The sequence below is a fragment of the Kitasatospora sp. NPDC088779 genome, from assembly GCF_040685395.1.
Taxonomy (GTDB): domain Bacteria; phylum Actinomycetota; class Actinomycetes; order Streptomycetales; family Streptomycetaceae; genus Kitasatospora.
The window spans coordinates 24,192-45,676 of sequence record NZ_JBFBHW010000021.1 but is presented as its reverse complement, the minus strand read 5'-3'; the positions used below and the strand labels follow the sequence as shown (position 1 = coordinate 45,676).

The window sequence follows — 21,485 nt, the reverse complement described above, 5'->3', positions numbered from 1 at the left end:
GCCGCCATTTATAAAGCAATAAGGGAATTGAAAGCAAAGGTATAAGGATTACTTGGAATCGCCCTGCGGAATCCAGCGCGGCACGCGGTGCTGCCATTCCCGGGCGAACACCACCGAACCGGCCTCCAGCGCGCGCAGCTGCACGATGCTGAGGAAGTGCCCGGCGTCGCAGCGCAGTTGGGTGCGGGTCTGGACGGTGACGTCCCAGCCGATGTCGGGGCGTTCGAGGCGCACGGTGTGGTCGGTGCGGGCCTGCGCGCTGAGCGGGGCGTCGGTGAGCACCCGGTAGGCGGTGACGGTGTGCTCGTCGCGGACCAGGCCGTCGGGGTGGGTGCGGCTGCCGTCGGTGGCGGGGGAGAGTTCGGCGCGCCATTCCCGGCGGCCGATGTCGTGCACGGTGACGTGCTCGGGCCGGGCGGTCAGCGGCTCGGTGCGGTGGATGTCGAGCGGCTCGGGCAGGGCGGGGGCCTCGAAGGCGACGGGGGCGGCGCCGACGTCGGCGGCGAGGTGCCGGGTGGGCAGGGTGAGGGCGGAGCGGGACGGGTCGAGCGCGTAGCCGGCGTCGTCCGGGGTGGGCCACACCCACGGCCAGTAGACCGAGGAGAGGGCGAGCCGCAGCCGATGCCCGGCCGGGAGGGTGCCGGCGCAGGCGGCGAGCTCGACGTCCGCGTCGGGGCCGGTGGCGACCAGGACGCCCCGGGTGAGCAGCGTGGAGGTGCCGTCCGGGCCGACGGCGCAGAGCCGGGCGGTGATCTGGGCGGGCGGGCCGCCCTCGCGCAGGCGCAGCCGTACGGTCGGGGTGCCGAGCACTTCGACCGGTTCGGGCAGCGGGTGGGAGTCGAAGCAGACCGAGCGGCCGTCCTCCTCGCGCTGGTCGGGCGGCTGGTCGGCGGGGCGGCCGAGCGGGACGTAGGCGCCGGCGTTGAGGCCGGTGTGCTGCGGGGAGCGGACGCGGACGTGGCGGTCGTCGGAGGCGGTGCCGGCGGTGCGCAGCGGGCCGTCGAGGCCGTAGTGGATCTCCCGGACGTCGGGGGAGGGCCAGGTCTCCTCGCCGGTCCAGCGGGTGCCGATCCAGCTGCGCAGGGCGGGCTCCGCCAGGGCGCCGGTGTCGAGGTCGCGCAGCCAGTGGTCCCACCAGCGCAGGGTCTCGGGGAGGGTGTCCTCGGGCAGGCCGTGCGGCCAGGGGCCGAGCAGGGCGCGGGCGGTGGGGGAGGTGGCGAGCAGGCGCAGCACGAAGGAGCAGGACGGGTCGCCCCAGCCGGCGACGGCGAAGGTGGGGGCGGGGACGGGGACGGTGGTCTCGCCGGCGGCGAGCCAGGCGTCGACGGGCGGGTCCAGGGATTCGAGGCGGGCCAGCCAGTCGGTGCGCCAGGCGTCGCCGACGTGCCGGGGGTCGGGCGGGAGGGCGGCGTCGGCGACCAGGGCGGTGAGCCGGGTGTGCAGGTCGGCGGCGAGCAGGGCGCCGCCGAGGCGGTGGCCGCCTTCGGGGCAGACGGTGACCACGGCGCCGACGGTGTCGGGGGCACGGGCCGCGAGCAGCAGGGCGGTGGTGCCGGCGGCGCCGACGCCGAGCAGGCCGACCCGGCCGCTGCACCAGGGGCGGCGGGCGAGCCAGTCGAGGACGGCGGCGCCGTCGTCGAGCTCCTGGCCGCCGCCGGGTTCGCCGGGCAGGCCGTCGGAGTTGCCGTGGCCGCGGGTGTCGACGCGGACGGCGCCGTAGCCGTGGCCGGCGTACCAGGGGTGGCGGCGGGCGTCCTCGGCGGCGGTGCGGTCGGTGAGCCGGCCGGCGGAGTACTCCAGCACGGCGGGGACGGGTTCGTCGCTGACCGGGCGCCACAGCCGGGCGGCCAGCCGGGTGCCGTCGGGCAGCGGGATGCGGACGTCCTCGCGGGTGGTGCGGAAGGGGTAGGACGGCATGGCCGCTCCCATCGGATCCCGGGCCGGTGAGCGCCGGAGGGCCCGCGGCGCGTACGGGGAGCGCGCCGCGGGTGTCGGCATCTCGACCCTAGGGGAGGAATCGTCCGATTTCCTGACGAAGGCTGCGCGGCGGTCGCGGTCCGCCGGTCGGCGCGGCCGGGTGGAGCCCGGCGCGAGCGGGCGTGTGCCCGCCGCCGTACGCCCCCCGTCCGCGCCCGCGTGCCCCTGTTCGCCGCGGTCCGGCATTTGCACATGACTTGCAACTGCTTCCCCGAGGGGGGAAAGATGGCCCAGCTTCGCCCGGACCACCCGAAAGGACCACAGGATGTCCAGCCCCGCCGCAGGTGCCTCGCCCGTCAGATGGCGTGACCGGCTCACCCGGGAGGAGTGGATGCGCCTGGCCGGGATGGGCGGTTTCATCCTCGTGCTGCACGTCGTCGGCTGGTTCACCCTGCTCGCGCTGGTCGCGCCCGAGCACTACGACGTCGGCGGCCAGGTGTTCGGCGCGGGCATGGGCCTGACCGCCTACACCCTCGGGATGCGGCACGCCTTCGACGCCGACCACATCGCGGCGATCGACAACACCACCCGCAAGCTGATGGGCCAGGGCAAGCGGCCCCTGTCGGTCGGCTTCTGGTTCTCGCTCGGGCACTCCTCGATCGTCTTCGGCCTCTGCGCGCTGCTCGCCTTCGGTATCCGCTCGCTCGCCGACCAGGTGGAGGCGGACGACTCGACCCTGCACACGATGACCGGCCTGATCGGCACCACCGTCTCCGGGACGTTCCTGCTGCTCCTCGGCCTGATCAACCTGGGCGCCTTCAACGGCATCCTCAAGGTGTTCCGCCGGATGCGCGTGGGCGAGTACGACGAGGCCGAGCTGGAGCGCCAGTTGGAGCGGCGCGGGCTGATGAACCGCATCCTCGGCCGGGTGACCAGGGCCGTCACCAAGCCCTGGCACATGTACCCGGTCGGCCTGCTGTTCGGCCTCGGCTTCGACACCGCGACCGAGGTGTCGCTGCTGGTGCTGGCCGGCGGCGCGGCCGCGTTCTCGCTGCCCTGGTACGCGCTGCTCACGCTGCCGATCCTGTTCGCGGCCGGGATGAGCCTGCTGGACACCATCGATGGCTCGTTCATGAACTTCGCCTACGAGTGGGCCTTCTCCAAGCCGGTCCGCAAGATCTACTACAACCTGACCGTCACCGGCCTGTCGGTGCTGGTCGCGCTGGTGATCGGCCTGGTCGAGCTGATCGGCCTGCTCGGCGAGAAGCTGGACATCACCAGTGGCCCGATCGCCTGGATCGGCGGGCTGGACCTCAACTTCGTCGGCTACGCGATCGTCGGCCTGTTCGTGCTGACCTGGGTCGGGGCGATCGCCTACTGGAAGTTCGGCAAGGTCGAGGAGAAGTGGTCGGCCGGCCTGGCCGCCGCGGCCGCCAAGTCGGAGTAGCGATGGGGCGGAGGGGGCGGTGACCGGAGTCCGGTCGCCGCCCCCTCGGCGTTCCGGGGCCTACCGCAGCGCGGCGAGCACCGCGTCCGCCATCACCTTCTCGCCGGTGGCGTTCGGGTGGAACGGCACGGCGGGCGAGCCGGGCAGCGCGCCCTCGATCCAGCGGTCGTCCGAGCACACGTCGTGCCCGGCGGTGGGCGTGGCGGTGTCGACGTACGTCGCGCCGCCGGCCGCCGCGGTGCTCCTGAGCGCGGCGTTCAGCTTGTCGAGCACGCCGTGCATGTACTCGACGTCGCCCGGGGTCACGGGCTGGCGCAGGATGCACGAGCGGCCGTCGGCGGGCAGCACGGACGGGTAGCCGACCAGCAGCACCCGGGCCCGCGGCGCCTTGGCGTGGATGCGCCGCAGCGTGTCGGCGACCTGCGGCGCGATGCTGCCGGTGATCCGCTCGGCCAGGTCGTCGTCGCCGTACTGCCAGGACCAGCTGCGCCAGTCCCAGTAGCCGTGGTGGTAGACGTCCTTGCAGGGCGTGCCGAGCGGGTTGACGACCGCGCCGGCGATGCAGGTGGCGACGAGTTCGCCGAGGCCGAGGTCGCTGGCCGCGAGGTCGTTGCCGCCGATGCCGAGGGTGACCAGGTCGGTGTCGGGGGTCACCGCGTCCAGCTGCGGGTCGTTGACCCGGATGAAGGCGTCGTACTGCGGCTGCGTCATGGCCTTGACCTTGGCGGCGGCGCAGGTGACGTCGGTGTACGCGCCGGCCTTGAGGGCGGCGGCGACCAGGTGGCCGTAGTTGCGGTCGGAGCGCAGACACAGGCCGGCCGACTGGCCGGGCACGCCCGCGCCGGCGGCGTAGGAGTCGCCGAGCGCCACGAGGTGCTTGGGCGCCGGGGTGGCGGCCTGGGCGCTGGTGGAGGTGAGCGCGAGGGCGGCGCCCAGTGCGACGGTGGCGAGTGCGGTGGAGCTGCGCAGGCGTCGGGGTTTCCGGGCAGGGGGGAGCACGGTTCCTCCTGGGGGGAGAGAAACGACGGGTGGGGGTCGTGCCGGGCCGCGGCTACTCGCAGGTAAGTTACTTGTTGGTTTCGTGGACGTCCATGCCGTGCGCGGAAATTTCCGAAATTCCGTCAGATCGCATTTCGCATTTCGCTCCGCCGTGTATCGAGGACATTTCCGAAACGGTGTGGAGCGGAATTGCCGCAGTCGGTTGTTACCGGCCGGTTGACCGGACGTCACCGCAGGCCGCAGTATCGGGCGCACAGCGACGGCGCCCACCCCGCGCGCGCCGTCCCGCTCGCCGCGACGGAGGACTGCGCATGGCCCTAGACGCCGACGTCATCGTCATCGGAGCAGGACTCGCCGGACTCGCCGCCACCGCCGAACTCGCCGACGCCGGACGGAAGGTGATCCTGCTCGACCAGGAGCCCGCGGCCTCGCTCGGCGGCCAGGCGCACTGGTCCTTCGGCGGCCTCTTCCTGGTCGACTCGCCCGAGCAGCGCCGGATGCGGATCCGCGACTCGCACGCCCTGGCCCGTCAGGACTGGTTCGGCACCGCCGGCTTCGACCGGCCCGAGGACGCCTGGCCGCGCCGCTGGGCCGAGGCCTACGTCGACTTCGCGGCCGGCGAGAAGCGCTCCTGGCTGCACGGCCTGGGCGTCCGGTTCTTCCCCGTCGTCGGCTGGGCCGAGCGCGGCGGCCTCCTCGCCGACGGCCCGGGCAACTCGGTGCCCCGCTTCCACATCACCTGGGGCACCGGGCCCGGACTGCTGGAGCCCTTCGTCCGCCGGGTCCGCGCCGCCGCCGCCCGCGGGCTGGTCGACCTGCGCTTCCGGCACCGGGTCACCGGCCTGGCCGCCACCGCGGGCGTCACCGACACCGTCACCGGCGAGGTGCTGGTGCCCAGTCCGGCGGCCCGCGGCGAGGCCAGCTCGCGCGAGGCCGCCGGACGGTTCGAACTGCGCGCCCAGGCCGTGATCGTGACCTCCGGCGGCATCGGCGGCAACCACGACCTCGTCCGCAAGGCCTGGCCCGCCCGGCTCGGCACCCCGCCCGCCAAGCTGCTCTCCGGCGTCCCCGCCCACGTCGACGGGCTGATGCTCGGCATCGCCGGCGACGCCGGCGCCAGCCTCATCAACGGCGACCGGATGTGGCACTACACCGAGGGCATCGAGAACTGGGACCCGATCTGGGCCCGGCACGGCATCCGCATCCTGCCCGGCCCGTCCTCGCTCTGGCTGGACGCGCGCGGCAACCGGCTGCCCGTCCCGCTCTTCCCCGGCTTCGACACCCTCGGCACGCTCGACCACATCATGTCCACCGGCTACGGGCACACCTGGTTCGTGCTCAACCAGCGCATCATCGAGAAGGAGTTCACCCTCTCCGGCTCCGAGCAGAACCCGGACCTGACCGGGAAGTCCGTGCGCGGCGTCCTCGGCCGCGCCCTGCCCGGCGCCCCCGGTCCGGTCCGGAGCCACCTGCGGCACGGGCCCGACTTCGTCGTCGCGAGCAACCTCGCCGACCTCGCCCGCGGCATGAACGCCAGGACCCGCGAGGCGCTGATCGACCCCGCCGAACTGCGCCGCACCGTCGAGGCCCGCGACCGGCAGTTCGCCAACCCCTTCGCCAAGGACCTCCAGGTCACCGCCGTCCACGGCGCCCGCCGCTACCTCGGCGACAAGCTGATCCGGGTGGCCCCGCCGCACCGCATCCTCGACCCCGGCGCCGCCCCGCTGATCGCCGTCCGGCTCAACATCCTCACCCGCAAGTCCCTCGGCGGGCTGGAGACCGACCTCTCCGCGCGCGTCCTGCGCCCCGACGGCGAACCCCTCCCGGGCGTCTACGCCGCCGGCGAGGCCGCCGGCTTCGGCGGCGGCGGCGTCCACGGCTACCGCTCCCTGGAGGGCACCTTCCTCGGCGGCTGCCTCTTCTCCGGCCGCACCGCCGGCCGCGCGGCGGCGGAGGCGACGGCGTAGGGGGCGGTGGTGGAGGTCGGTGCGTTCGGCCTCAGCGCTCGTCGGTGAGGCCCAGCCGCAGGTGCTCGACGTGGTACACGGCCTGGTCGAGGAGGGCGGCGACGTGGTCGTCGTGCAGGGAGTAGACCACCGAGCGGCCCCGGCGCTCGCCGACGACCAGGCCGAGGTTGCGCAGCAGCCGCAGCTGGTGGGAGCAGGCGGACTGCTCCATGCCCACGGCGTCGGCGAGTTCGGTCGCCGCGCGCGGGCCCTCGCGCAGTTCGGCGAGGATCAGCAGCCGGGACGGGGTGGCCAGCGCCTGGAGGGTGGTCGCGACCTTGGCCGCGTTGGAGGCGTCCAGACGCATCCGCGGTACGGCTTTCTCGGTGGTCGCGTGTCCCATGGGGGCATCCTACGGACCGCCGTCGAACCCCGGCACCCGGCAGTGGTTCTTGGCATGCCAGGTAGGCTGCGCGTGCAGCGTGCCCCGTGACCAGGAGGAGTTCCAGAGCCGATGAGCCGCCGAGACCGGGACCGCAAGCAGGCGGCCGCCTCCCCGGTGACCGTCACCGTCTGCCGGGGCTGCTGCTGCGGCACCGAGGCCAAGCACCCGGGGGTGGACCACGCCGGGCAGTACGAGCGGCTGCGGGCCGCGGTGGGTACGGCGGGCCGGGTCCGCGCGGTCAAGTGCCTGGACGTGTGCACCCAGTCCAACGTGGTGGTGGTCGGCCCCTCCGGGGAGGGGCGGGCGGCGGGCGGGCGTCCGGTCTGGCTGGGCTTCGTGCTGGCGGACGACATGATCGACGAGATAGCCGCCTGGGTGCACGCGGGCGGCCCCGGGCTGGCCGACCCGCCCGGACTGCTCGACCTCCAGCTGATCTCGGTGTCCCGCCGGGTCCGCGAGGGCCTGGCGGAGTAGCGGACTGTGGAGCCGATCCGTCCTCATCACGGTTGGGACGCAGCGGGGTTGGCCGATCCGGCGGCCGAGCAGGATCCGCTGGACGCCGCCCTCGGCGGTCCCACTAGCATGACCGGTGGCTGCCAGCGGTTCCGCCCAGGGAGGACGACGATGACGACGGTCTGCCGCATCTGCGCGGGCACCGGCCGGACCGCCGGTCTCAGTTGCCGGACCTGTCAGGGCACCGGGACCACCGAGGTGGGCGGCGGGGGCGGCAACTGCTTCCTCTGCGACGGCACCGGGGTGTACGTCCGCTACCGGGTGGACGCGACCGGCGCCAAGCACGCCTACCGGGACGAGATCTGCCGCACCTGCGACGGCACCGGCAACCGGTCCCCCTCCACCTGGGACGAGCCCTCCGGCTGAGCGCCCCGTCCGCGGCGGCGCCGACGGTGGCTCAGGCCGTGCCGCCGGCGGGGGCCATGATCCGGGGTCGGCCCGGTGCGGGCGCGTTTCTTTACCTGATCATGGTCGAACATTGGTGTTCGAATGGGCGGCGCGCTGCGGCCCGTTCACCCCGCGTCCGTGTGCGGTCAACGCGCCGCTGGAAGAGTCCCGCGCATGGATATCCCTCACATGGGCGTACCGGCCAAGCTCGCCGACCGCATGAGCACGGCCGAGCAGCACGAGTACCTGCGGGCCCGCTTCTCCCGCCGCCGGATGCTGCGCGCCGGCGCCGTGACCGTCGGTGCCGTCGCCGTCGGCGGCGCGCTGGGCAGTGGAACGGCCTTCGCCGCGCCGGCGAGCCCGCAGCTGCTGACCGGTGCCACGACGGCCGGCGTCGACGGTTCGCTGGTCGCGCCGATCGGGCGCCACCTCCAGTTCGGCCCCGAGCCCGACACCCAGTTCCGCATCTCCTGGCAGGTCCCGGCGCCGGTCAAGAAGCCGTTCCTGCGCTTCGGCAAGACCCCGTGGGAGCTCAGCCACAAGCTCCAGGCCGAGGTCCGCACCCTGCACACCCCGGCGCTGAGCCCGAACAGCCAGCCGGTGGACCAGTACTACCTGCACGTGGCGCTGGAGGACCTGCACCCCGACACCACCTACTACTACGGTGTCGGCCACGAGGGCTTCGACCCGGCCTCGCAGCAGCAGATCTCCACCCTGCACACCTTCCGCACCGCGCCCTCCCGCGACCACCGCTGGGGCAAGGTCTACGAGCCGTTCACCTTCACCGCCTTCGGCGACCAGGGCGTCAGCTCGCACGCGGCCGGCAACGACCACGTCATCCTGGCCCAGAAGCCGTCCTTCCACCTGCACGCCGGCGACATCTGCTACGCCGACCCGGCGGGCTCCGGCACGGACCCCGACAAGTCCGTGTACAACGCCAGGACCTGGGACGACTTCCTGGTCCAGACCGAGACGGTCGCGGCGACCGTGCCGTGGATGGTCGCCTACGGCAACCACGACATCGAGGCCTGGTACTCGCCCAACGGGTACGGCGGCGAGAACACCCGCTTCTTCCTCCCGGACAACGGCCCGGACCCGCGCAAGGTCCCCGGCGTCTACACCTTCCGCTACAAGAACGTCGGCGTCATCTCGCTCGACGCCAACGACGTCTCCTACGAGATCCCGGCCAACCTGGGGATCTCGGCGAACAAGCAGACCAAGTGGCTGGAGCGCACCCTCAAGGACCTGCGCAACGACGAGACGATCGACTTCGTCGTGGTCTTCTTCCACCACTGCGCCTTCTCCACCACCGTCGCGCACGCCTCCGAGGGCGGCGTCCGCGAGGCCTGGGTGCCGCTGTTCGAGAAGTTCCGGGTGGACCTGGTCATCAACGGCCACAACCACATCTACGAGCGCACCGACGCGATCCTCGGCAACAAGGTCTCGAAGCAGGTGCCGAGCGGCGCCACCATCGAGCCGGCGAAGGACGGCGTCGTCTACGTGACCGCGGGCGCGGCCGGCCGCAGCCTGTACAAGTTCGACGTGCCGGACACCTACGAGGGGCACGAGAACCACCAGGACGAGGTGAAGACCTACTACTGGGGGAAGGGCAAGGTGAAGGTCCCCGAGACCATCCAGTGGTCGCGGGTGCGCTACACCGGCTACTCCTTCATCAAGGTCGACGTCACCCCGGCCCACCTGGGCCAGAAGTCGTCCATGAAGGTGACCGCGCTGGCCGAGGACGGCACGCAGATCGACAACTACACGATCCTGCGCAAGGTCGGCGAGGGCTGGGACTCGGACCACGACGACGACGGTCAGGGCGGCGGCTGGGGCTGGTAGTCCCCGAACCGGCTCGCCGGGCCCCGGCGTCGAGGAGTCCGCACCTCGACGCCGGGGCCCCGTGCGTGGAGAACCCCGTGCGTGGAGGGCCCAGTGCGCTCAGCGCCGGGGCCCGTACATGATCACCGCGACCCCGGCCAGGCAGACCAGCGCGCCCACCACGTCGTAGCGGGTCGGCCGGAAGCCGTCCACGACCACGCCCCAGAGCAGCGACCCGGCGACGAACACCCCGCCGTACGCGGCCAGCACCCGGCCGAAGTGGCTGTCCGGCTGGAGCGCCGCGACGAAGCCGTACCCGCCGAGCACCACCACCCCCAGCCCGGCCAGCCACCACGGCCGCTGCTCGCGCACGCTCTGCCAGATCAGCCAGCAGCCGCCGATCTCGGCGAGGGCGGCGACGACGAACAGGGCGACGGAACGCAGGACGGTCATGACCGGCAAGCCTAGGCGTCAGGACTGGCGGTACGTCGCGAGGAAGCGCCCGATGCGGTTGATGGCCGTCTCCAGGTCGTCGGCGCGGGGCAGGGTGACGAAGCGGAAGTGGTCCGGGCGGGGCCAGTTGAAGCCGGTGCCCTGGACGACGTGGATCTTCTCGCGGAGCAGCAGGTCCAGCACGAACTGCTCGTCGTCGACGATCCGGTGCACCGCCGGGTCGAGCCGGGCGAAGGCGTACAGGGCGCCCTTGGGCTTGACGCAGCTGACGCCGGGGATCTCGTTGAGGGCCCTGAAGGCGACGTCGCGCTGTTCGGTGAGCCGGCCGCCGGGCAGCACCAGGTCGTTGATGGACTGGTGGCCGCCGAGCGCGGCCTGGACGGCGAACTGGGCGGGCACGTTGGGGCACAGCCGCATGCCGGAGAGCATGGTCAGGCCCTCCAGGTAGTCGGCGGCGTGCTGCTTGGGCCCGGAGACGACCAGCCAGCCGCTGCGGAAGCCGGCCACCCGGTAGGCCTTGGAGAGGCCGTTGAAGGTGAGGGTGAGGACGTCGTCGGCGAGGGCGGCGAGGCAGTGGTGCTCGGTGTCGTCGTAGAGGATCTTGTCGTAGATCTCGTCGGCCAGGACCATCAGCTGGTGGCGGCGGGCCAGGTCGAGGATGCCCTCCAGCAGTTCCTTCGGGTAGACCGCGCCTGTGGGGTTGTTGGGGTTGATGACGACGATGGCCTTGGTGCGGGCGGTGATCTTGGCGGCGATGTCGTCGAGGTCCGGGTACCAGTCGGCCTGCTCGTCGCACAGGTAGTGCACGGCCTTGCCGCCAGCCAGCCGGACCACGGCCGTCCACAGCGGGTAGTCCGGCATCGGGACGAGCACCTCGTCGCCGTCGTCGACGAGCGCGGTGACGGCCATCTGGATCAGCTCGGAGGCGCCGTTGCCGAGGTAGACGTCGTTGACGCCGACTCCGGTCACGCCGCGCTGCTGGTAGTACTGCACCACCGCGCGGCGGGCGGGCAGGATGCCGCGCGAGTCGCTGTAGCCGTGCGCCTTGGGCAGGTTGCGGATGATGTCCTGGATGATCTCCTCGGGCGCCTCGAAGCCGAACGGGGCCGGGTTGCCGGTGTTCAGCCGCAGCACGCTGTGCCCGGCCTCCTCCAGGGCGTTGGCCTGGTCGACCACCGGGCCGCGGATCTCGTAGCACACGTTGTTCAGCTTGCTGGACTGCCGAAACTCCACTTGCGGCCTCCCGACCGTCACCACCGCATCGTTGCTGATGCTTTGTTCTACCAAGTTGGCACTTGGAAAGTCCAACCTTTTGGCTATGCTGATCCGCATGTCACGCCGAAGCTACGACCAGTACTGCGCCGTCGCCCGCGCCCTGGACGCGGTGGGGGAGCGCTGGAGCCTCCTGATCGTCCGTGAACTCCTCGGCGGCCCGCGCCGCTACACCGATCTGCACGCCGACCTGCCCGGCGTCTCCACCGACATCCTCGCCGCCCGGCTCAAGCAGCTGGAGGGCGACGGCCTGGCCCTGCGCCGCCGGCTCGAACGGCCCGCCAACGCCACGGTCTACGAGCTCACCGAACGCGGCCGCGAACTGCGCCCGGTGATCGAGGCGCTGGGGGAGTGGGGCCTGCCCGCCCTCGGCGAGCAGCGGCCCACCGACGCCGTCCGCGAGCACTGGTTCACCCCCCGCACGGCGGACGACGGGGCGCCCGTCGCGGGTTAGGTGCCGGTGCCGGGGTCCGATGCCGGTGCCCGGACCGGCCGCGCGTAGCATCGTCGGGCCACGGAGCCATCGGAGGAGAGCGGAGACCGCCCGTGCCCACCACCTACCGCAGTTACGTCGCCGTCGGGGACTCCTTCACCGAGGGCATGTGCGACGACCTGCTGCCCGACGGCCACTACCGGGGCTGGGCCGACCGGGTCGCCGACGCGCTCGCCGCTGAGGCCGGCGCTGACGGCGGCGACGGCGGGTTCCGCTACGCGAACCTCGCCGTCCGCGGCAAGCTCATCGGCCAGATCCACGACGAGCAGCTCCCCGCCGCCACCGCGATGGGCGCCGATCTGGTGACCCTCGTCGGCGGCCTCAACGACGCGCTGCGCCCCGGCTGCGACATCGCCCGGGTCGAGCGGCTGCTCGGCCGCTGCGCCGAGGAACTGCGCGCCACCGGCGCCACCGTGGTGCTGTTCACCAGCACCGACCCGACCCGCAGGATGGCGGGCAGCGCCCGGCTGCTCCCGGCCATCCTGCGGATGAAGGCCTTCGTACACGAGCTCGGGCAGGACGAGGGCGTCGCCGTCGTCGACCTGTTCGCCGCCCCCTGCTTCGACGACCGCCGGCTCTGGGGCGAGGACCGCCTGCACCTGTCGCCCGAGGGCCACCGCCGGGTCGCCGAAGGGGTGTTGGAGGCGCTCGGCCGCCCCGCCGCCTTCGACTGGCGCGCCCCGCTGCCGCCCGCCGCCCCGCCCGGCCGGGCCGAGCGGCTGCGCGCCGACGCCCGTTGGCTGGGTGGCCACCTGGGGCCGTGGATCGGCCGCCGGCTCACCGGGCGCTCCTCCGGCGACGGCCGGCCGCCGAAGCGGGCCGAGCTGCTGCCCTACTTGGCTCCGGACTCGGCTCCGGGTTCGGTGGCGGACCCGGCGGCGGGCACGGCCGCGGGCTCGTAGACCAGGCTCGCCATCGAGGAGCGGGTGGTCCAGCCGAGCGAGGTGTAGAGCGCCCGGCCGTCCGGGGTGCCGACCAGGACGGCGGTGTCGGCGCCCGCCTCGTGCCCGGCGCTCTGGAGGGTCCGCATCACCAGGGCGCCCAGGCCCCGGCGCCGGTGCTCGGGCGCGGTCAGGATCTGGTCCGGGACGGCCACGGGGCCGGCCAGGCCCGCCTGGCCGCGTGCGGCGAGGTGTCCGGCCTCGGTGCGGACCAGGGTCCGGACGGTCCCGCCCCGGGTCCAGGTGGTCACCGTGTAGCCGGCCGGCACCTCGGGCCGCTCGGCGCTCAGCGGGAGGGTCATCAGGTACCCCGGCTGGTCGAGCCGCCACTGCGGGCCCAGCCAGGGCCGGGCGACGGCGTCCTCGATGAACAGCTTCAGCCAGGTGCCCGGTGCGGTGGTGGCCTCGGCGATCTTGCGGACGTCGGGCTCGGCCGGCTCGGGCAGCACGTGCCGGGCGACGTGGCCGACCACGCCGACGTCGATCGTCCAGCCCCAGGGCTCGTCCACCGCTTCGGCCGCGCCGCGCGAGACGCTCCAGCCGGCGATCCACATCCGGACGAGTTCGTTGATGCTCGGGTCCTGCACTCCTACCCCCGTATGCCATATGCGATGGGCGCGCACCTCGTAATAGGTGCACTGCCAGTTGACACCTTACCGATGGTGGGGCGGGTGTGGCCAGTGCCCAGTAGGCTTGGCAGTTCGACGCACCGGACGGCCGGTGCCCACGCTGGAAGGACCACGCGACGTGCGCGAGACCGAGCCGCCGCAGCACCCCACGGCGGCTCAGCCGACCGAGCTGCGCTCCGACTGCACCAGCTGCTTCGGCCTCTGCTGCGTCGCCCTGCCCTTCGGCGCCGGCACGGACTTCGCCGTCGACAAGGCCGCCGGCAGCGCGTGCCGCAACCTGCAGACCGACTTCACCTGCGGCATCCACGAACGCCTCCGCGACCGGGGCTTCCAGGGCTGCACCGTCTACGACTGCTTCGGCGCCGGGCAGCGCGTCTCCCAGGTCACCTTCGGCGGCCGCAGCTGGCGCGAGGCGCCGGCCGACGCCAAGCCCATGTACGACGTCTTCCCGGTGGTGCGCCAGCTCCACGAACTGCTCTGGTACCTCACCGAGGCGCTCGGCTACGCCCCCGCCCGCCCGGTCCACGCCGACCTGCGGCAGGCCCTGGAGGAGACCGACCGGCTCGCCGGCGGCACCCCCGAGGAGATCCTCGCCGTCGACGTCCCCGCCCACCGGCAGCGGGTCAGCGACCTGCTGCTGCGCGCCAGCGAACTCGTCCGCGCCGCCGTCCCCCGCCGCCGTGAACACCGCGGCGCCGACCTCTTCGGCGCCCGTCTGCGCGGCGCCGACCTGCGCGGGGCCAACCTGCGCGGCGCCCTGCTCGTCGCCGCCGACCTCAGCGGCGCCGATCTGCGCCTCGCCGACCTCGTCGGCGCCGATCTGCGCGACGCCGACCTCTCCGGCGCCGACCTCACCGAGGCCCTCTTCCTCACCCAGGCCCAGCTGAACGCGGCCCGCGGCGACGCCACCACCCGCCTGCCGGGCACCCTCACCCGGCCCACCCACTGGCCCGCCACGGCCCCCGCCCCGGTGGCCTCCGCCCCGGTGGCCGCCGCCACCGGCGCGCGCGGCCCCCGCAAGCCGCGCAGCGGCGGCCGTCCGGGCGGCCCGCGCCGCCGCTAGCGGCCGCCCGCCGCGACGACCGGGCCCGCCCGGCAGGTGTCTGCCGGACGGGCCCGGTGCCGTCCGCGGACGGCTCGGTGCCTGGTGCTAACAGCTGTGCGCGGCGTCGGGGCGCTTCGCCGCGATGTACGGCTTGCCCATGTGCGCCACGACGTCGGCCGGGCAGGTCTTGATCCAGTTGGTGCCCGCGGCGTGGTTCTTGACCTTGGCGTCGCTGCAGTACTCGACGCGGTCTGCGGTCTTGAAGCACTGGTAGCCGGGGTACCCCGCCGCCGAGGCGGTGTTGACGCCGGCGAACAGGCCGGCCGCGGCCAGCAGGGCGACGGGCAGAACGGAACGCATCCTCATGGTTTTCTCCCGTTGGTTCGTCTGGGCAGTGGCCCGATCCTGGCAGCGCGGCGGAGGCGGGGGCAACGCGACATGACATGTTTAGGTCAACCTATGTTCGAGTGAACTCCCTTCACCTTCTTGGCCGTTGACGGTCCGTCGGGCGAGGTCAGGTCGTGAGCAGGCGGGAGCGGAGGGCGGCTGTCCGGGCGGGGGAGAAGCCGAGGGTGCCGGTGGCGTAGCCCTCGACCGAGCCGTGGCGGGCGGTCAGGTCGGCGAGGGCGAGGCGGATGACCGTCTCGGGGGCGCGTCCGTAGCCGGGCCAGCGGAGGGTGCGGCCCGGGTGGGCGGCGTGCCATTCGGCGACGAGGTGCGGAGTGGCCAGCTCGGTGAGGGCGAAGTCGGCGGCGACGTTGTCCTCGGAGACGCCGAGCAGGGTGAGGACCAGGGCGGCGATGAGCCCGGTGCGGTCCTTGCCGGAGGCGCAGTGGAAGACCACGGGCTCCTCGGCGGCGGCGATCACCTCCAGGGCCTCGCGGATCTCCTCCACCCCGTCCTCGGTGACCTCGGCGAAGCGGTCGGCGAGGTAGCGCCAGGGGTCGACGTCCGGGTCGATCTCGGCCTGGTCGTAGGTGCGGTGCTCGATCGAGAGGTTGTGGTAGACGAGCCCTTCGTAGTCGGGCACCCGGCCCTTGGCGGCGATCTCCCAGGGGTAGCGGAGGTCGATCACGGTGCGCACGCCGAGGGCCTGGAGCCGGTCGAGGTCGGCGGGCGAGGTGAGCTTGCCGAGCGAGTCGGAGCGGTAGAGCAGGCCCCGGCGGACGGACCGGCCGTCGGCGGCGGGGTGGCCGCCCAGGTCGCGGAAGTTGTGCAGCCGTTCGAAGGTGAGCTGACGCGTTGTCATGCGCGGCACTCTAACCAGTGGGGCCCCGGTGCCCGGTGGGGCCTCCACGCCGGGTGGGGCCTCAGCGCCCGGTGGGGCCCGGGTGCCCGGCGCCTTCGTAGCCGGCGGTGAGGAGTTCGAAGGCGCGGTCGGCGTTGGTGGTGGCCTCGAAGTGGAGTTCGTCGGTGGTCCGGCCGTCGTCCCGGATCCGGTGCCAGTTGTGTTCGGCGAGGACCCGCTGGGTGGCGGTGACCTGGGCGGCGAGGAGGGGGGCGGTGAGGCGCCGGGGCGGGGCCAGGTCGGGGGCCTCGTGCAACGCCCGGGCGAGGGACTGTTCGGCGCGGGCGAGGTATTCGGCGCCCCGGGCCTTCAGGCTCGGCGTGGAGTACACCAGATCGCTGAACGCCAGGACCCGGGGGTCGTCGTTCAGTCCGGTGATGGGGTCGCGCCGGGCGAGCCCGTCCAGGAAGTCCCGGTGCAGGGCGGCCAGCACCGTTTCGCCGGCCGCCCGGCCGCGGACCACGCCGGCGGCCTGGTCCTGGTGGTCGGCGAAGCGGTGGACGACCAGGTCCTCCTTGGTGGAGAAGTAGCTGAACAGCGTCGGCTTCGACACCTCGGCGGCGGCCGCGACGTCCGCCACCGAGACCGGGTCGAAGCCGTGCTCCAGGAAGAGCGCGATCGCGGCCTCGGAGATCGACCGTCGCGTCCGTTCCTTCTTCCGTTCCCGCAGTCCGCTCATGGCGTCAGGCTAGCAGCAGGCCTTGACTCGGGCAGATTTCTGACCCGGTATGACATTTACCCCGGGTGGGATGTCGCCTGCTGCCCGCCATCAGCTGCTCAGGAGTTCAGGAGTTCAGGAGCTCAGCGAGTCCAGGATGCGGCGGATCGACTCCACCACCGGGGCGCCGGCGGCGGCGAGGGCGGCGACGCCGGAGATGTTGCGCAGGGCGCGGCGCAAGGTGGCGGGCGGGGTGGCCTGCCCGCCGCCCAGGTCCGCCAGCGACTCGTCCAGCACCTCGCGGTCCTCGGCCGGCACCTGCTCGCGCAACTGGCGTACGGCGGCGATGAGTTCGCGCATCGCGGCCTGCGGGTCGGCCGGGCCCTGGTGCTTGATGATGCCGATGTTGTGGTCGCCGTGCTGGGTGACCGAGTCCCCGAAGTGGATGCCGCCGCTCACAGACTGACCTTCTTCCCGGTGTTGTGGTCGCCGTACTGGTTGATCTGGTCGCCGATGTGGACGTTCTCCACCTGGAGCGCGAACTCGGCCAGCGGGTTGTCGATCGCTTCCATGATCAGCTGGATCAGGTTGCCGACCTGCTGGGCGTCGTGGCTGACCACCGCCGTGTTCGAGGAGCTGGAGGTCTCGATGATCAGCTGGTAGACCGTGCGCATCTGCAGCCGCTTGACCAGCCGGTAGAGGCTGGCCGCGAAGAGCGCGAGCGCCACCAGGCCGATCACGTTCTTGGTCGTCTCCTGGTTCGCGCCGCGCCCGAGCAGCGAACCGAGGAGGGCGGTGGCCACCAGCAGGCCGATCACCTGCCGGGCGAACCGGATGATCACCCGCGTGCGCTTGGGCGGCAGCAGCTGGAACCGCCGGGCCCGGGCGATGTTGTGGAGCGGATAGGCGTCGCCGCCCACCCACAGCACCCGCCGGCTGACTCTGACGTCGATCACACTGCTTCTGCGTGCCAAGTCGTCCCCCTACCCGTAGTGGCGGGGAGAACCATAGCAACGGCCGCCGACGGTGCCGACGGGAGTGCCGCCCCGCTGGTCAGGCGGCGGTGCGCGGTCAGCATCAGGGCCCGGTCGGCAGCGGGGCCGGTCAGGTGCTGCGGTCGGCGAGCACCTCGCGGACGACGTGACGGGCGTTGGCGGTGAGGCCCGGATTGGTGTGACGGTAGTAGGGGATCGTCACCAGCGCGATGGAGAAGGCCCAGGCACGGCCGCGGGCCCACGTGGCGTCATCGGCGTGGAGTGCGGCGCGGAAGGCGGGGCGGGCCGAGGCGGGCAGCAGGTTCCAGGCGACGATCAGGTCGGCGGTGGGGTCGCCGACGCCCATCAGGCCGAAGTCGAGGACGGCGCCGAGCCGGCCGGACCGGTCGAGCAGGAGGTTCCCGGGGGTGAGGTCGCCGTGCATCCAGGAGGGCGGGCCGGCGTACTCGGAGAGGCGAAGCGCCTTGTCCCACAGGGCGGTTGCGGCGTGGGTGTCGACCGCTCCGGCGAGTTGGGCGATGGCCGCGCGGGTGGCGCCGTCGCGGGAGGCGAGCGGGACGCTGCGGTGGCCCGCCGGGCCGCCGGCCGGGTTGACGGCGCGCAGGGCGTTGACGAAGGCGGCGAGGTCACGGGCGAGCGCGCCGGGAGCGGCGAGGGCGCCGACGACCGGGTTGGCGCCCTCGAACCAGCGGAGCACCGACCACTCCCAGGGGTAGCCGGCGGCGGGCCGGCCGACCGCGAGCGGGGCGGGTATCGGCCGCGGCAGTCGGGGGGCCAGCGCGGGCAGCCACTGCTTCTCGCGGCGGACGTCCCCGGCCGCCCATTCCACCCGGGGGAGCCGGACGGCGAGTTCGGGCCCGAGGCGGAACATCGCGTTGTCCGTCCCGGTGGAGGGGACCGGCGTGACCGGCAGCCCGACCCAGTCCGGGAACTGGGCGGAGATCAACCGCCGTACCAGGGCCGCGTCGATGACCAGTCCGTCGGGGTGCATCCGGGTGGCAGCGCACATGCCCGGCAGCGTACAGCGCGGATCGGTGCCCTTCAGCGGATTCCCGGAATGCGTACGGCCGGCCTCAGCTCAGCGTGACCCGCACGCCGATCGTCCCGCCCCTGCCGAAGCGCAGTACGTTCGCGGTCAGTGCGATCGCGCACAGCAGCCCGTACTTGCGGCGCAGCAGCTTCCGGTAGGCGGGCGCGCGGCCGGGGTCGAGGACGGCGGTGGCCGGGACCTGCTCGCCGAGCAGGGTGCCGCGGATGTCGCTCGGCCCGACCAGCACGTCGGAGCGGTTGCGCAGCCGCTTGACCTTGCCGGTGCGGGTGACGGTGGTGAAGACCAGCGCGTCGCCGTCGCGCGCCACCCAGACCGGGGTGGGCACGGGGGTGCCGTTCTTGCGGTGGGTGGTGAACAGCAGGTACTTGGCGGCGGCGAGTTCGCTCAGCCGGGCGGCGGCGTCCGGCGCGCGGGAGGCGTCCAGTGCGGGGGAGGTGTCCATGCGCGTCAGCGTAGGAAGGCGCAACGGGGCACTGCTTGAGTCTGGTTGGGGCCGCGGGCGGAGGGCGCCACGCCCGGGCGCCCCGGGCGCGGCCGGGAGCTGTCCCCGGTACCTGCCAGAATGCAGGGCGTACGGCGAAAGCACTGAAGGAGAAGGTGACCGGCTTCGTGACCACGCCAGTCGAACAGGTGGCCCGGCAGGCCCAGCAGGCGATCGAGCGCAAGATCGCCGAGGAACTGGGCGTTCGCGACGGGCAGGTGAAGTCCGCCGTCGAGCTGCTCGACGGCGGCGCGACCGTGCCCTTCGTGGCCCGCTACCGCAAGGAGGTCACCGGCTCCCTGGACGACGCCCAGCTGCGCACCCTGGAGGAGCGGCTGCGCTACCTGCGCGAGCTGGAGGAGCGCCGGGCGGCCGTCCTGGAGTCGATCGAGGCCCAGGGCAAGCTGGACGACGCGCTGCGCGCGCAGGTGCTGGCCGCCGATTCCAAGGCCCGGCTGGAGGACATCTACCTGCCGTTCAAGCCGAAGCGGCGCACCAAGGCGCAGATCGCCCGCGAGGCGGGCCTGGAGCCGCTCGCCGAGACGCTGCTCGCCGATCCCTCGCAGGATCCGGCGGCGCTGGCCGCCCGGTTCCTGAACGAGTCCGTCGCCGAGCCGGCCGCCGCGCTGGAGGGCGCCCGGGCGATCCTGGTGGAGCGCTTCGGCGAGGACGCCGACCTGGTCGGTTCGCTGCGCGAGCGGATGTGGACCAGGGGCCGGCTGGTGGCCACCGTGCGTGGCGGCAAGGAGCAGGACGGCGCCAAGTTCGCCGACTACTTCGACTTCGCCGAGCCGTACACCAAGCTCCCCTCGCACCGCATCCTGGCGATGCTGCGCGGTGAGAAGGAGGAGGTGCTGGACCTCGACCTCTCGCCGTACGACGGTGAGGAGGGCGATCTGCCCGGCGAGAACGACTACGAGCGGCGGATCGCCGCCCGCTTCGGCATCGCCGACCACGGCCGCCCGGCCGACAAGTGGCTGGGCGACACCGTCCGTTGGGCCTGGCGCACCCGCGTCCTGGTCCGGCTCGGCATCGACCTGCGGTCGCGGCTGCGGGCCGAGGCGGAGGAGGAGGCGGTGCGCGTCTTTGCCGCCAACCTGCGCGATCTGCTGCTGGCCGCGCCGGCCGGCACCCGCGCCACCATGGGCCTGGACCCGGGCTTCCGGACGGGGGTGAAGGTCGCGGTGGTGGACGCCACCGGCAAGGTCCTCGCGTACGACACGATCTACCCGCACCAGCCCGCCAACAAGTGGGACGCCGCGCTCGCCTCGCTGGCCGCGCTGGCGAAGAAGCACGACGTCGACCTGGTGGCGATCGGCAACGGCACCGCCTCCCGGGAGACGGACAAGCTCGCCGAGGACCTGCTCAAGCGCCACCCCGAGCTGAAGCTCACCAAGGCGATGGTCAGCGAGGCGGGCGCCTCGGTCTACTCGGCCTCCGCCTTCGCCTCGCAGGAGCTGCCGGAGCTGGACGTGTCGATCCGCGGCGCGGTCTCGATCGCCCGCCGCCTCCAGGACCCGCTGGCCGAACTGGTCAAGATCGACCCGAAGTCGATCGGGGTCGGCCAGTACCAGCACGACCTGAGCGAGGTGAAGCTCTCCCGCTCGCTGGACGCGGTGGTCGAGGACTGCGTCAACGCCGTGGGCGTGGACGTCAACACCGCCTCGGCGCCGCTGCTGACCCGGGTCTCCGGCATCACCGGCACGCTCGCCGACAACATCGTGGCCCACCGCGACGCCAACGGCCCGTTCCGCACCCGCCGGCAGCTCAAGGATGTCTCCCGGCTGGGCCCGAAGGCCTTCGAGCAGTGCGCGGGCTTCCTGCGCATCCCCGACGGCGACGACCCGCTGGACGCCTCCAGCGTGCACCCCGAGGCGTACCCGGTGGTGCGCCGGATCCTGGCGTCCACCGGCGGGGAGCTGAGCGGGCTGATCGGCAACGGCGAACGGCTGCGGGCCCTGCGACCGGGCGACTTCGCCGACGAGGTCTTCGGCATCCCGACCGTCACCGACATCCTCGGCGAGCTGGACAAGCCCGGCCGCGACCCGCGCCCGGCGTTCCGCACCGCGACCTTCAAGGAGGGCGTCGACAAGATCGGCGACCTGGAGGTCGGGATGGTGCTGGAGGGCGTGGTCACCAATGTGGCCGCGTTCGGCGCCTTCGTCGACGTGGGCGTCCACCAGGACGGGCTGGTGCACGTCTCGGCGCTGTCGAGGACCTTCGTCAAGGATCCGCGCGAGGTGGTCAAGCCGGGCGACATCGTGAAGGTCCGGGTCGTCTCGGTGGACGTGCCGCGCAAGCGCATCGGGCTGACCCTGCGGCTGGACGACGAGGTCGGTCGCGACCGGGGCGGCGACCGCGGTGACCGGGGCGAGCGCGGCGAGCGTGGTGGCGACCGTGGCCGGGGCGGCGAGCGCGGCGACCGGCAGGCCCGCCCGCCGCGCCAGGAGCGCCGGGGCGGCGGCCAGGACCGGCGCGGCCAGGGCGGCGGCTCCGGCGGTTCGGGCGGTTCGGGCGGCGGCGCGCCGCTGGCGAACAGCGCGATGGCGGACGCGCTGCGCCGGGCGGGCCTGACCGGCGGCGACGCCTCGGGTGACCGCCGCTCCGGGCGGCGCTGAGCGGTTGAGGCGCTGAGCGGCTGAGCGGCTGAGCGGTTGAGGTACTGAGGTGCTGAGCGGCTTATCGCCGCGGCCGGGGCCGGGGG

Annotated in this window: 21 protein-coding genes and 1 pseudogene; 9 read left to right on the top strand and 13 right to left on the bottom strand. The window is 73.2% G+C overall.

The window, feature by feature from the left end; all coding sequences use genetic code 11:
• Positions 1 to 48 precede the first annotated feature (48 nt).
• Positions 49 to 1,917 carry a CocE/NonD family hydrolase gene (locus AB0P03_RS21235; RefSeq protein ID WP_363630224.1) on the bottom strand — a complete coding sequence of 623 codons (1,869 nt, stop codon included), beginning with the start codon at positions 1,915 to 1,917 and terminating at the stop codon, positions 49 to 51.
• A 325-nt stretch (positions 1,918 to 2,242) separates the two neighbouring features.
• Here AB0P03_RS21235 and AB0P03_RS21230 point away from each other — a divergent pair, with 325 nt between their 5' ends.
• Positions 2,243 to 3,364 carry a HoxN/HupN/NixA family nickel/cobalt transporter gene (locus AB0P03_RS21230; protein ID WP_363584050.1) on the top strand — a complete coding sequence of 374 codons (1,122 nt, stop codon included), beginning with the start codon at positions 2,243 to 2,245 and terminating at the stop codon, positions 3,362 to 3,364.
• A gap of 60 nt (positions 3,365 to 3,424) precedes the next feature.
• Here the strand turns inward: AB0P03_RS21230 and AB0P03_RS21225 are convergent, their stop codons facing one another.
• Positions 3,425 to 4,363, bottom strand: a complete 939-nt coding sequence (locus AB0P03_RS21225; RefSeq protein ID WP_363584048.1) for an SGNH/GDSL hydrolase family protein — start codon at positions 4,361 to 4,363, stop codon at positions 3,425 to 3,427.
• Between the two features lie 311 nt (positions 4,364 to 4,674).
• Between AB0P03_RS21225 and AB0P03_RS21220 the strand changes: the two genes are divergently transcribed.
• Entirely contained in the window at positions 4,675 to 6,330 is a 1,656-nt protein-coding gene (locus AB0P03_RS21220; protein WP_363584046.1) for an FAD-binding dehydrogenase, read from the top strand.
• A 31-nt stretch (positions 6,331 to 6,361) separates the two neighbouring features.
• Here AB0P03_RS21220 and AB0P03_RS21215 read toward each other — a convergent pair whose 3' ends face one another.
• Complete coding sequence (locus AB0P03_RS21215) at positions 6,362 to 6,712, bottom strand: metalloregulator ArsR/SmtB family transcription factor (protein WP_063347062.1); 351 nt, start codon at positions 6,710 to 6,712, stop codon at positions 6,362 to 6,364.
• 111 nt (positions 6,713 to 6,823) lie between these two features.
• Here AB0P03_RS21215 and AB0P03_RS21210 point away from each other — a divergent pair, with 111 nt between their 5' ends.
• The 3 genes from AB0P03_RS21210 (at position 6,824) to AB0P03_RS21200 (ending at position 9,496) form a co-directional block, all read left to right on the top strand.
• A complete protein-coding gene (locus tag AB0P03_RS21210) occupies positions 6,824 to 7,228 on the top strand; it encodes a (2Fe-2S) ferredoxin domain-containing protein (protein WP_350886398.1) in 405 nt (134 codons plus the stop codon).
• Between the two features lie 150 nt (positions 7,229 to 7,378).
• A complete protein-coding gene (locus AB0P03_RS21205; RefSeq protein WP_063347060.1) occupies positions 7,379 to 7,633 on the top strand; it encodes a hypothetical protein in 255 nt (84 codons plus the stop codon).
• A 195-nt stretch (positions 7,634 to 7,828) separates the two neighbouring features.
• A complete protein-coding gene (locus AB0P03_RS21200; protein ID WP_363371094.1) occupies positions 7,829 to 9,496 on the top strand; it encodes a metallophosphoesterase family protein in 1,668 nt (555 codons plus the stop codon).
• A gap of 99 nt (positions 9,497 to 9,595) precedes the next feature.
• On the opposite strand, the gene AB0P03_RS21195 is transcribed toward AB0P03_RS21200, so the two are convergent.
• Together AB0P03_RS21195 and AB0P03_RS21190 are read right to left on the bottom strand one after the other, a co-directional pair.
• Entirely contained in the window at positions 9,596 to 9,928 is a 333-nt protein-coding gene (locus tag AB0P03_RS21195) for a YnfA family protein (protein WP_063347058.1), read from the bottom strand.
• 18 nt (positions 9,929 to 9,946) lie between these two features.
• Positions 9,947 to 11,161, bottom strand: a complete 1,215-nt coding sequence (locus AB0P03_RS21190) for a pyridoxal phosphate-dependent aminotransferase (protein WP_350886403.1) — start codon at positions 11,159 to 11,161, stop codon at positions 9,947 to 9,949.
• A 97-nt stretch (positions 11,162 to 11,258) separates the two neighbouring features.
• Here AB0P03_RS21190 and AB0P03_RS21185 point away from each other — a divergent pair.
• Together AB0P03_RS21185 and AB0P03_RS21180 are read left to right on the top strand one after the other, a co-directional pair.
• Positions 11,259 to 11,612, top strand: a pseudogene (locus AB0P03_RS21185) (helix-turn-helix domain-containing protein); the annotation flags it as partial.
• 134 nt (positions 11,613 to 11,746) lie between these two features.
• Positions 11,747 to 12,595, top strand: coding sequence for an SGNH/GDSL hydrolase family protein (locus AB0P03_RS21180; RefSeq protein ID WP_363630223.1), 849 nt, complete (start codon positions 11,747 to 11,749; stop codon positions 12,593 to 12,595).
• Here AB0P03_RS21180 and AB0P03_RS21175 read toward each other — a convergent pair.
• Positions 12,526 to 13,221 (bottom strand): GNAT family N-acetyltransferase, encoded by a 696-nt coding sequence (locus AB0P03_RS21175; RefSeq protein ID WP_363630222.1) that lies wholly within the window; start codon positions 13,219 to 13,221, stop codon positions 12,526 to 12,528. The genes AB0P03_RS21180 and AB0P03_RS21175 overlap by 70 nt on opposite strands.
• A 160-nt stretch (positions 13,222 to 13,381) precedes the next feature.
• Between AB0P03_RS21175 and AB0P03_RS21170 the strand changes: the two genes are divergently transcribed.
• Entirely contained in the window at positions 13,382 to 14,326 is a 945-nt protein-coding gene (locus tag AB0P03_RS21170; RefSeq protein WP_363630220.1) for a pentapeptide repeat-containing protein, read from the top strand.
• 87 nt (positions 14,327 to 14,413) lie between these two features.
• Here AB0P03_RS21170 and AB0P03_RS21165 read toward each other — a convergent pair whose 3' ends face one another.
• From AB0P03_RS21165 to AB0P03_RS21135, 7 genes are all read right to left on the bottom strand, one after another.
• Positions 14,414 to 14,674, bottom strand: coding sequence for a hypothetical protein (locus AB0P03_RS21165; RefSeq protein WP_363584037.1), 261 nt, complete (start codon positions 14,672 to 14,674; stop codon positions 14,414 to 14,416).
• A 148-nt stretch (positions 14,675 to 14,822) separates the two neighbouring features.
• Complete coding sequence (locus AB0P03_RS21160) at positions 14,823 to 15,557, bottom strand: tyrosine-protein phosphatase (RefSeq protein ID WP_363630219.1); 735 nt, start codon at positions 15,555 to 15,557, stop codon at positions 14,823 to 14,825.
• Between the two features lie 61 nt (positions 15,558 to 15,618).
• Entirely contained in the window at positions 15,619 to 16,275 is a 657-nt protein-coding gene (locus tag AB0P03_RS21155) for a TetR family transcriptional regulator (protein ID WP_363630217.1), read from the bottom strand.
• A 114-nt stretch (positions 16,276 to 16,389) separates the two neighbouring features.
• Positions 16,390 to 16,713, bottom strand: a complete 324-nt coding sequence (locus tag AB0P03_RS21150) for a hypothetical protein (protein ID WP_363619038.1) — start codon at positions 16,711 to 16,713, stop codon at positions 16,390 to 16,392.
• Positions 16,710 to 17,210 carry a DUF6232 family protein gene (locus tag AB0P03_RS21145; RefSeq protein WP_363584029.1) on the bottom strand — a complete coding sequence of 167 codons (501 nt, stop codon included), beginning with the start codon at positions 17,208 to 17,210 and terminating at the stop codon, positions 16,710 to 16,712. Before AB0P03_RS21145 ends, AB0P03_RS21150 begins: the two co-directional genes overlap by 4 nt.
• A 148-nt stretch (positions 17,211 to 17,358) precedes the next feature.
• Complete coding sequence (locus AB0P03_RS21140) at positions 17,359 to 18,258, bottom strand: aminoglycoside phosphotransferase family protein (RefSeq protein ID WP_363630216.1); 900 nt, start codon at positions 18,256 to 18,258, stop codon at positions 17,359 to 17,361.
• 64 nt (positions 18,259 to 18,322) lie between these two features.
• Positions 18,323 to 18,742, bottom strand: coding sequence for a PPOX class F420-dependent oxidoreductase (locus AB0P03_RS21135; RefSeq protein WP_363584025.1), 420 nt, complete (start codon positions 18,740 to 18,742; stop codon positions 18,323 to 18,325).
• A 167-nt stretch (positions 18,743 to 18,909) separates the two neighbouring features.
• Here AB0P03_RS21135 and AB0P03_RS21130 point away from each other — a divergent pair, with 167 nt between their 5' ends.
• Entirely contained in the window at positions 18,910 to 21,399 is a 2,490-nt protein-coding gene (locus AB0P03_RS21130; protein WP_363630215.1) for a Tex family protein, read from the top strand.
• The last annotated feature ends 86 nt before the right edge of the window (positions 21,400 to 21,485 follow it).

Coding starts and splice junctions, on each gene's coding strand:
- AB0P03_RS21235 (WP_363630224.1), bottom strand. CDS start 1,917: ATGCCGTCCTACCCCTTCCGCACCACCCGCGAGGACGTCCGCATCCCG.
- AB0P03_RS21230 (WP_363584050.1), top strand. CDS start 2,243: ATGTCCAGCCCCGCCGCAGGTGCCTCGCCCGTCAGATGGCGTGACCGG.
- AB0P03_RS21220 (WP_363584046.1), top strand. CDS start 4,675: ATGGCCCTAGACGCCGACGTCATCGTCATCGGAGCAGGACTCGCCGGA.
- AB0P03_RS21215 (WP_063347062.1), bottom strand. CDS start 6,712: ATGGGACACGCGACCACCGAGAAAGCCGTACCGCGGATGCGTCTGGAC.
- AB0P03_RS21210 (WP_350886398.1), top strand. CDS start 6,824: ATGAGCCGCCGAGACCGGGACCGCAAGCAGGCGGCCGCCTCCCCGGTG.
- AB0P03_RS21205 (WP_063347060.1), top strand. CDS start 7,379: ATGACGACGGTCTGCCGCATCTGCGCGGGCACCGGCCGGACCGCCGGT.
- AB0P03_RS21200 (WP_363371094.1), top strand. CDS start 7,829: ATGGATATCCCTCACATGGGCGTACCGGCCAAGCTCGCCGACCGCATG.
- AB0P03_RS21195 (WP_063347058.1), bottom strand. CDS start 9,928: ATGACCGTCCTGCGTTCCGTCGCCCTGTTCGTCGTCGCCGCCCTCGCC.
- AB0P03_RS21165 (WP_363584037.1), bottom strand. CDS start 14,674: ATGAGGATGCGTTCCGTTCTGCCCGTCGCCCTGCTGGCCGCGGCCGGC.
- AB0P03_RS21160 (WP_363630219.1), bottom strand. CDS start 15,557: ATGACAACGCGTCAGCTCACCTTCGAACGGCTGCACAACTTCCGCGAC.
- AB0P03_RS21155 (WP_363630217.1), bottom strand. CDS start 16,275: ATGAGCGGACTGCGGGAACGGAAGAAGGAACGGACGCGACGGTCGATC.
- AB0P03_RS21140 (WP_363630216.1), bottom strand. CDS start 18,258: ATGTGCGCTGCCACCCGGATGCACCCCGACGGACTGGTCATCGACGCG.
- AB0P03_RS21135 (WP_363584025.1), bottom strand. CDS start 18,742: ATGGACACCTCCCCCGCACTGGACGCCTCCCGCGCGCCGGACGCCGCC.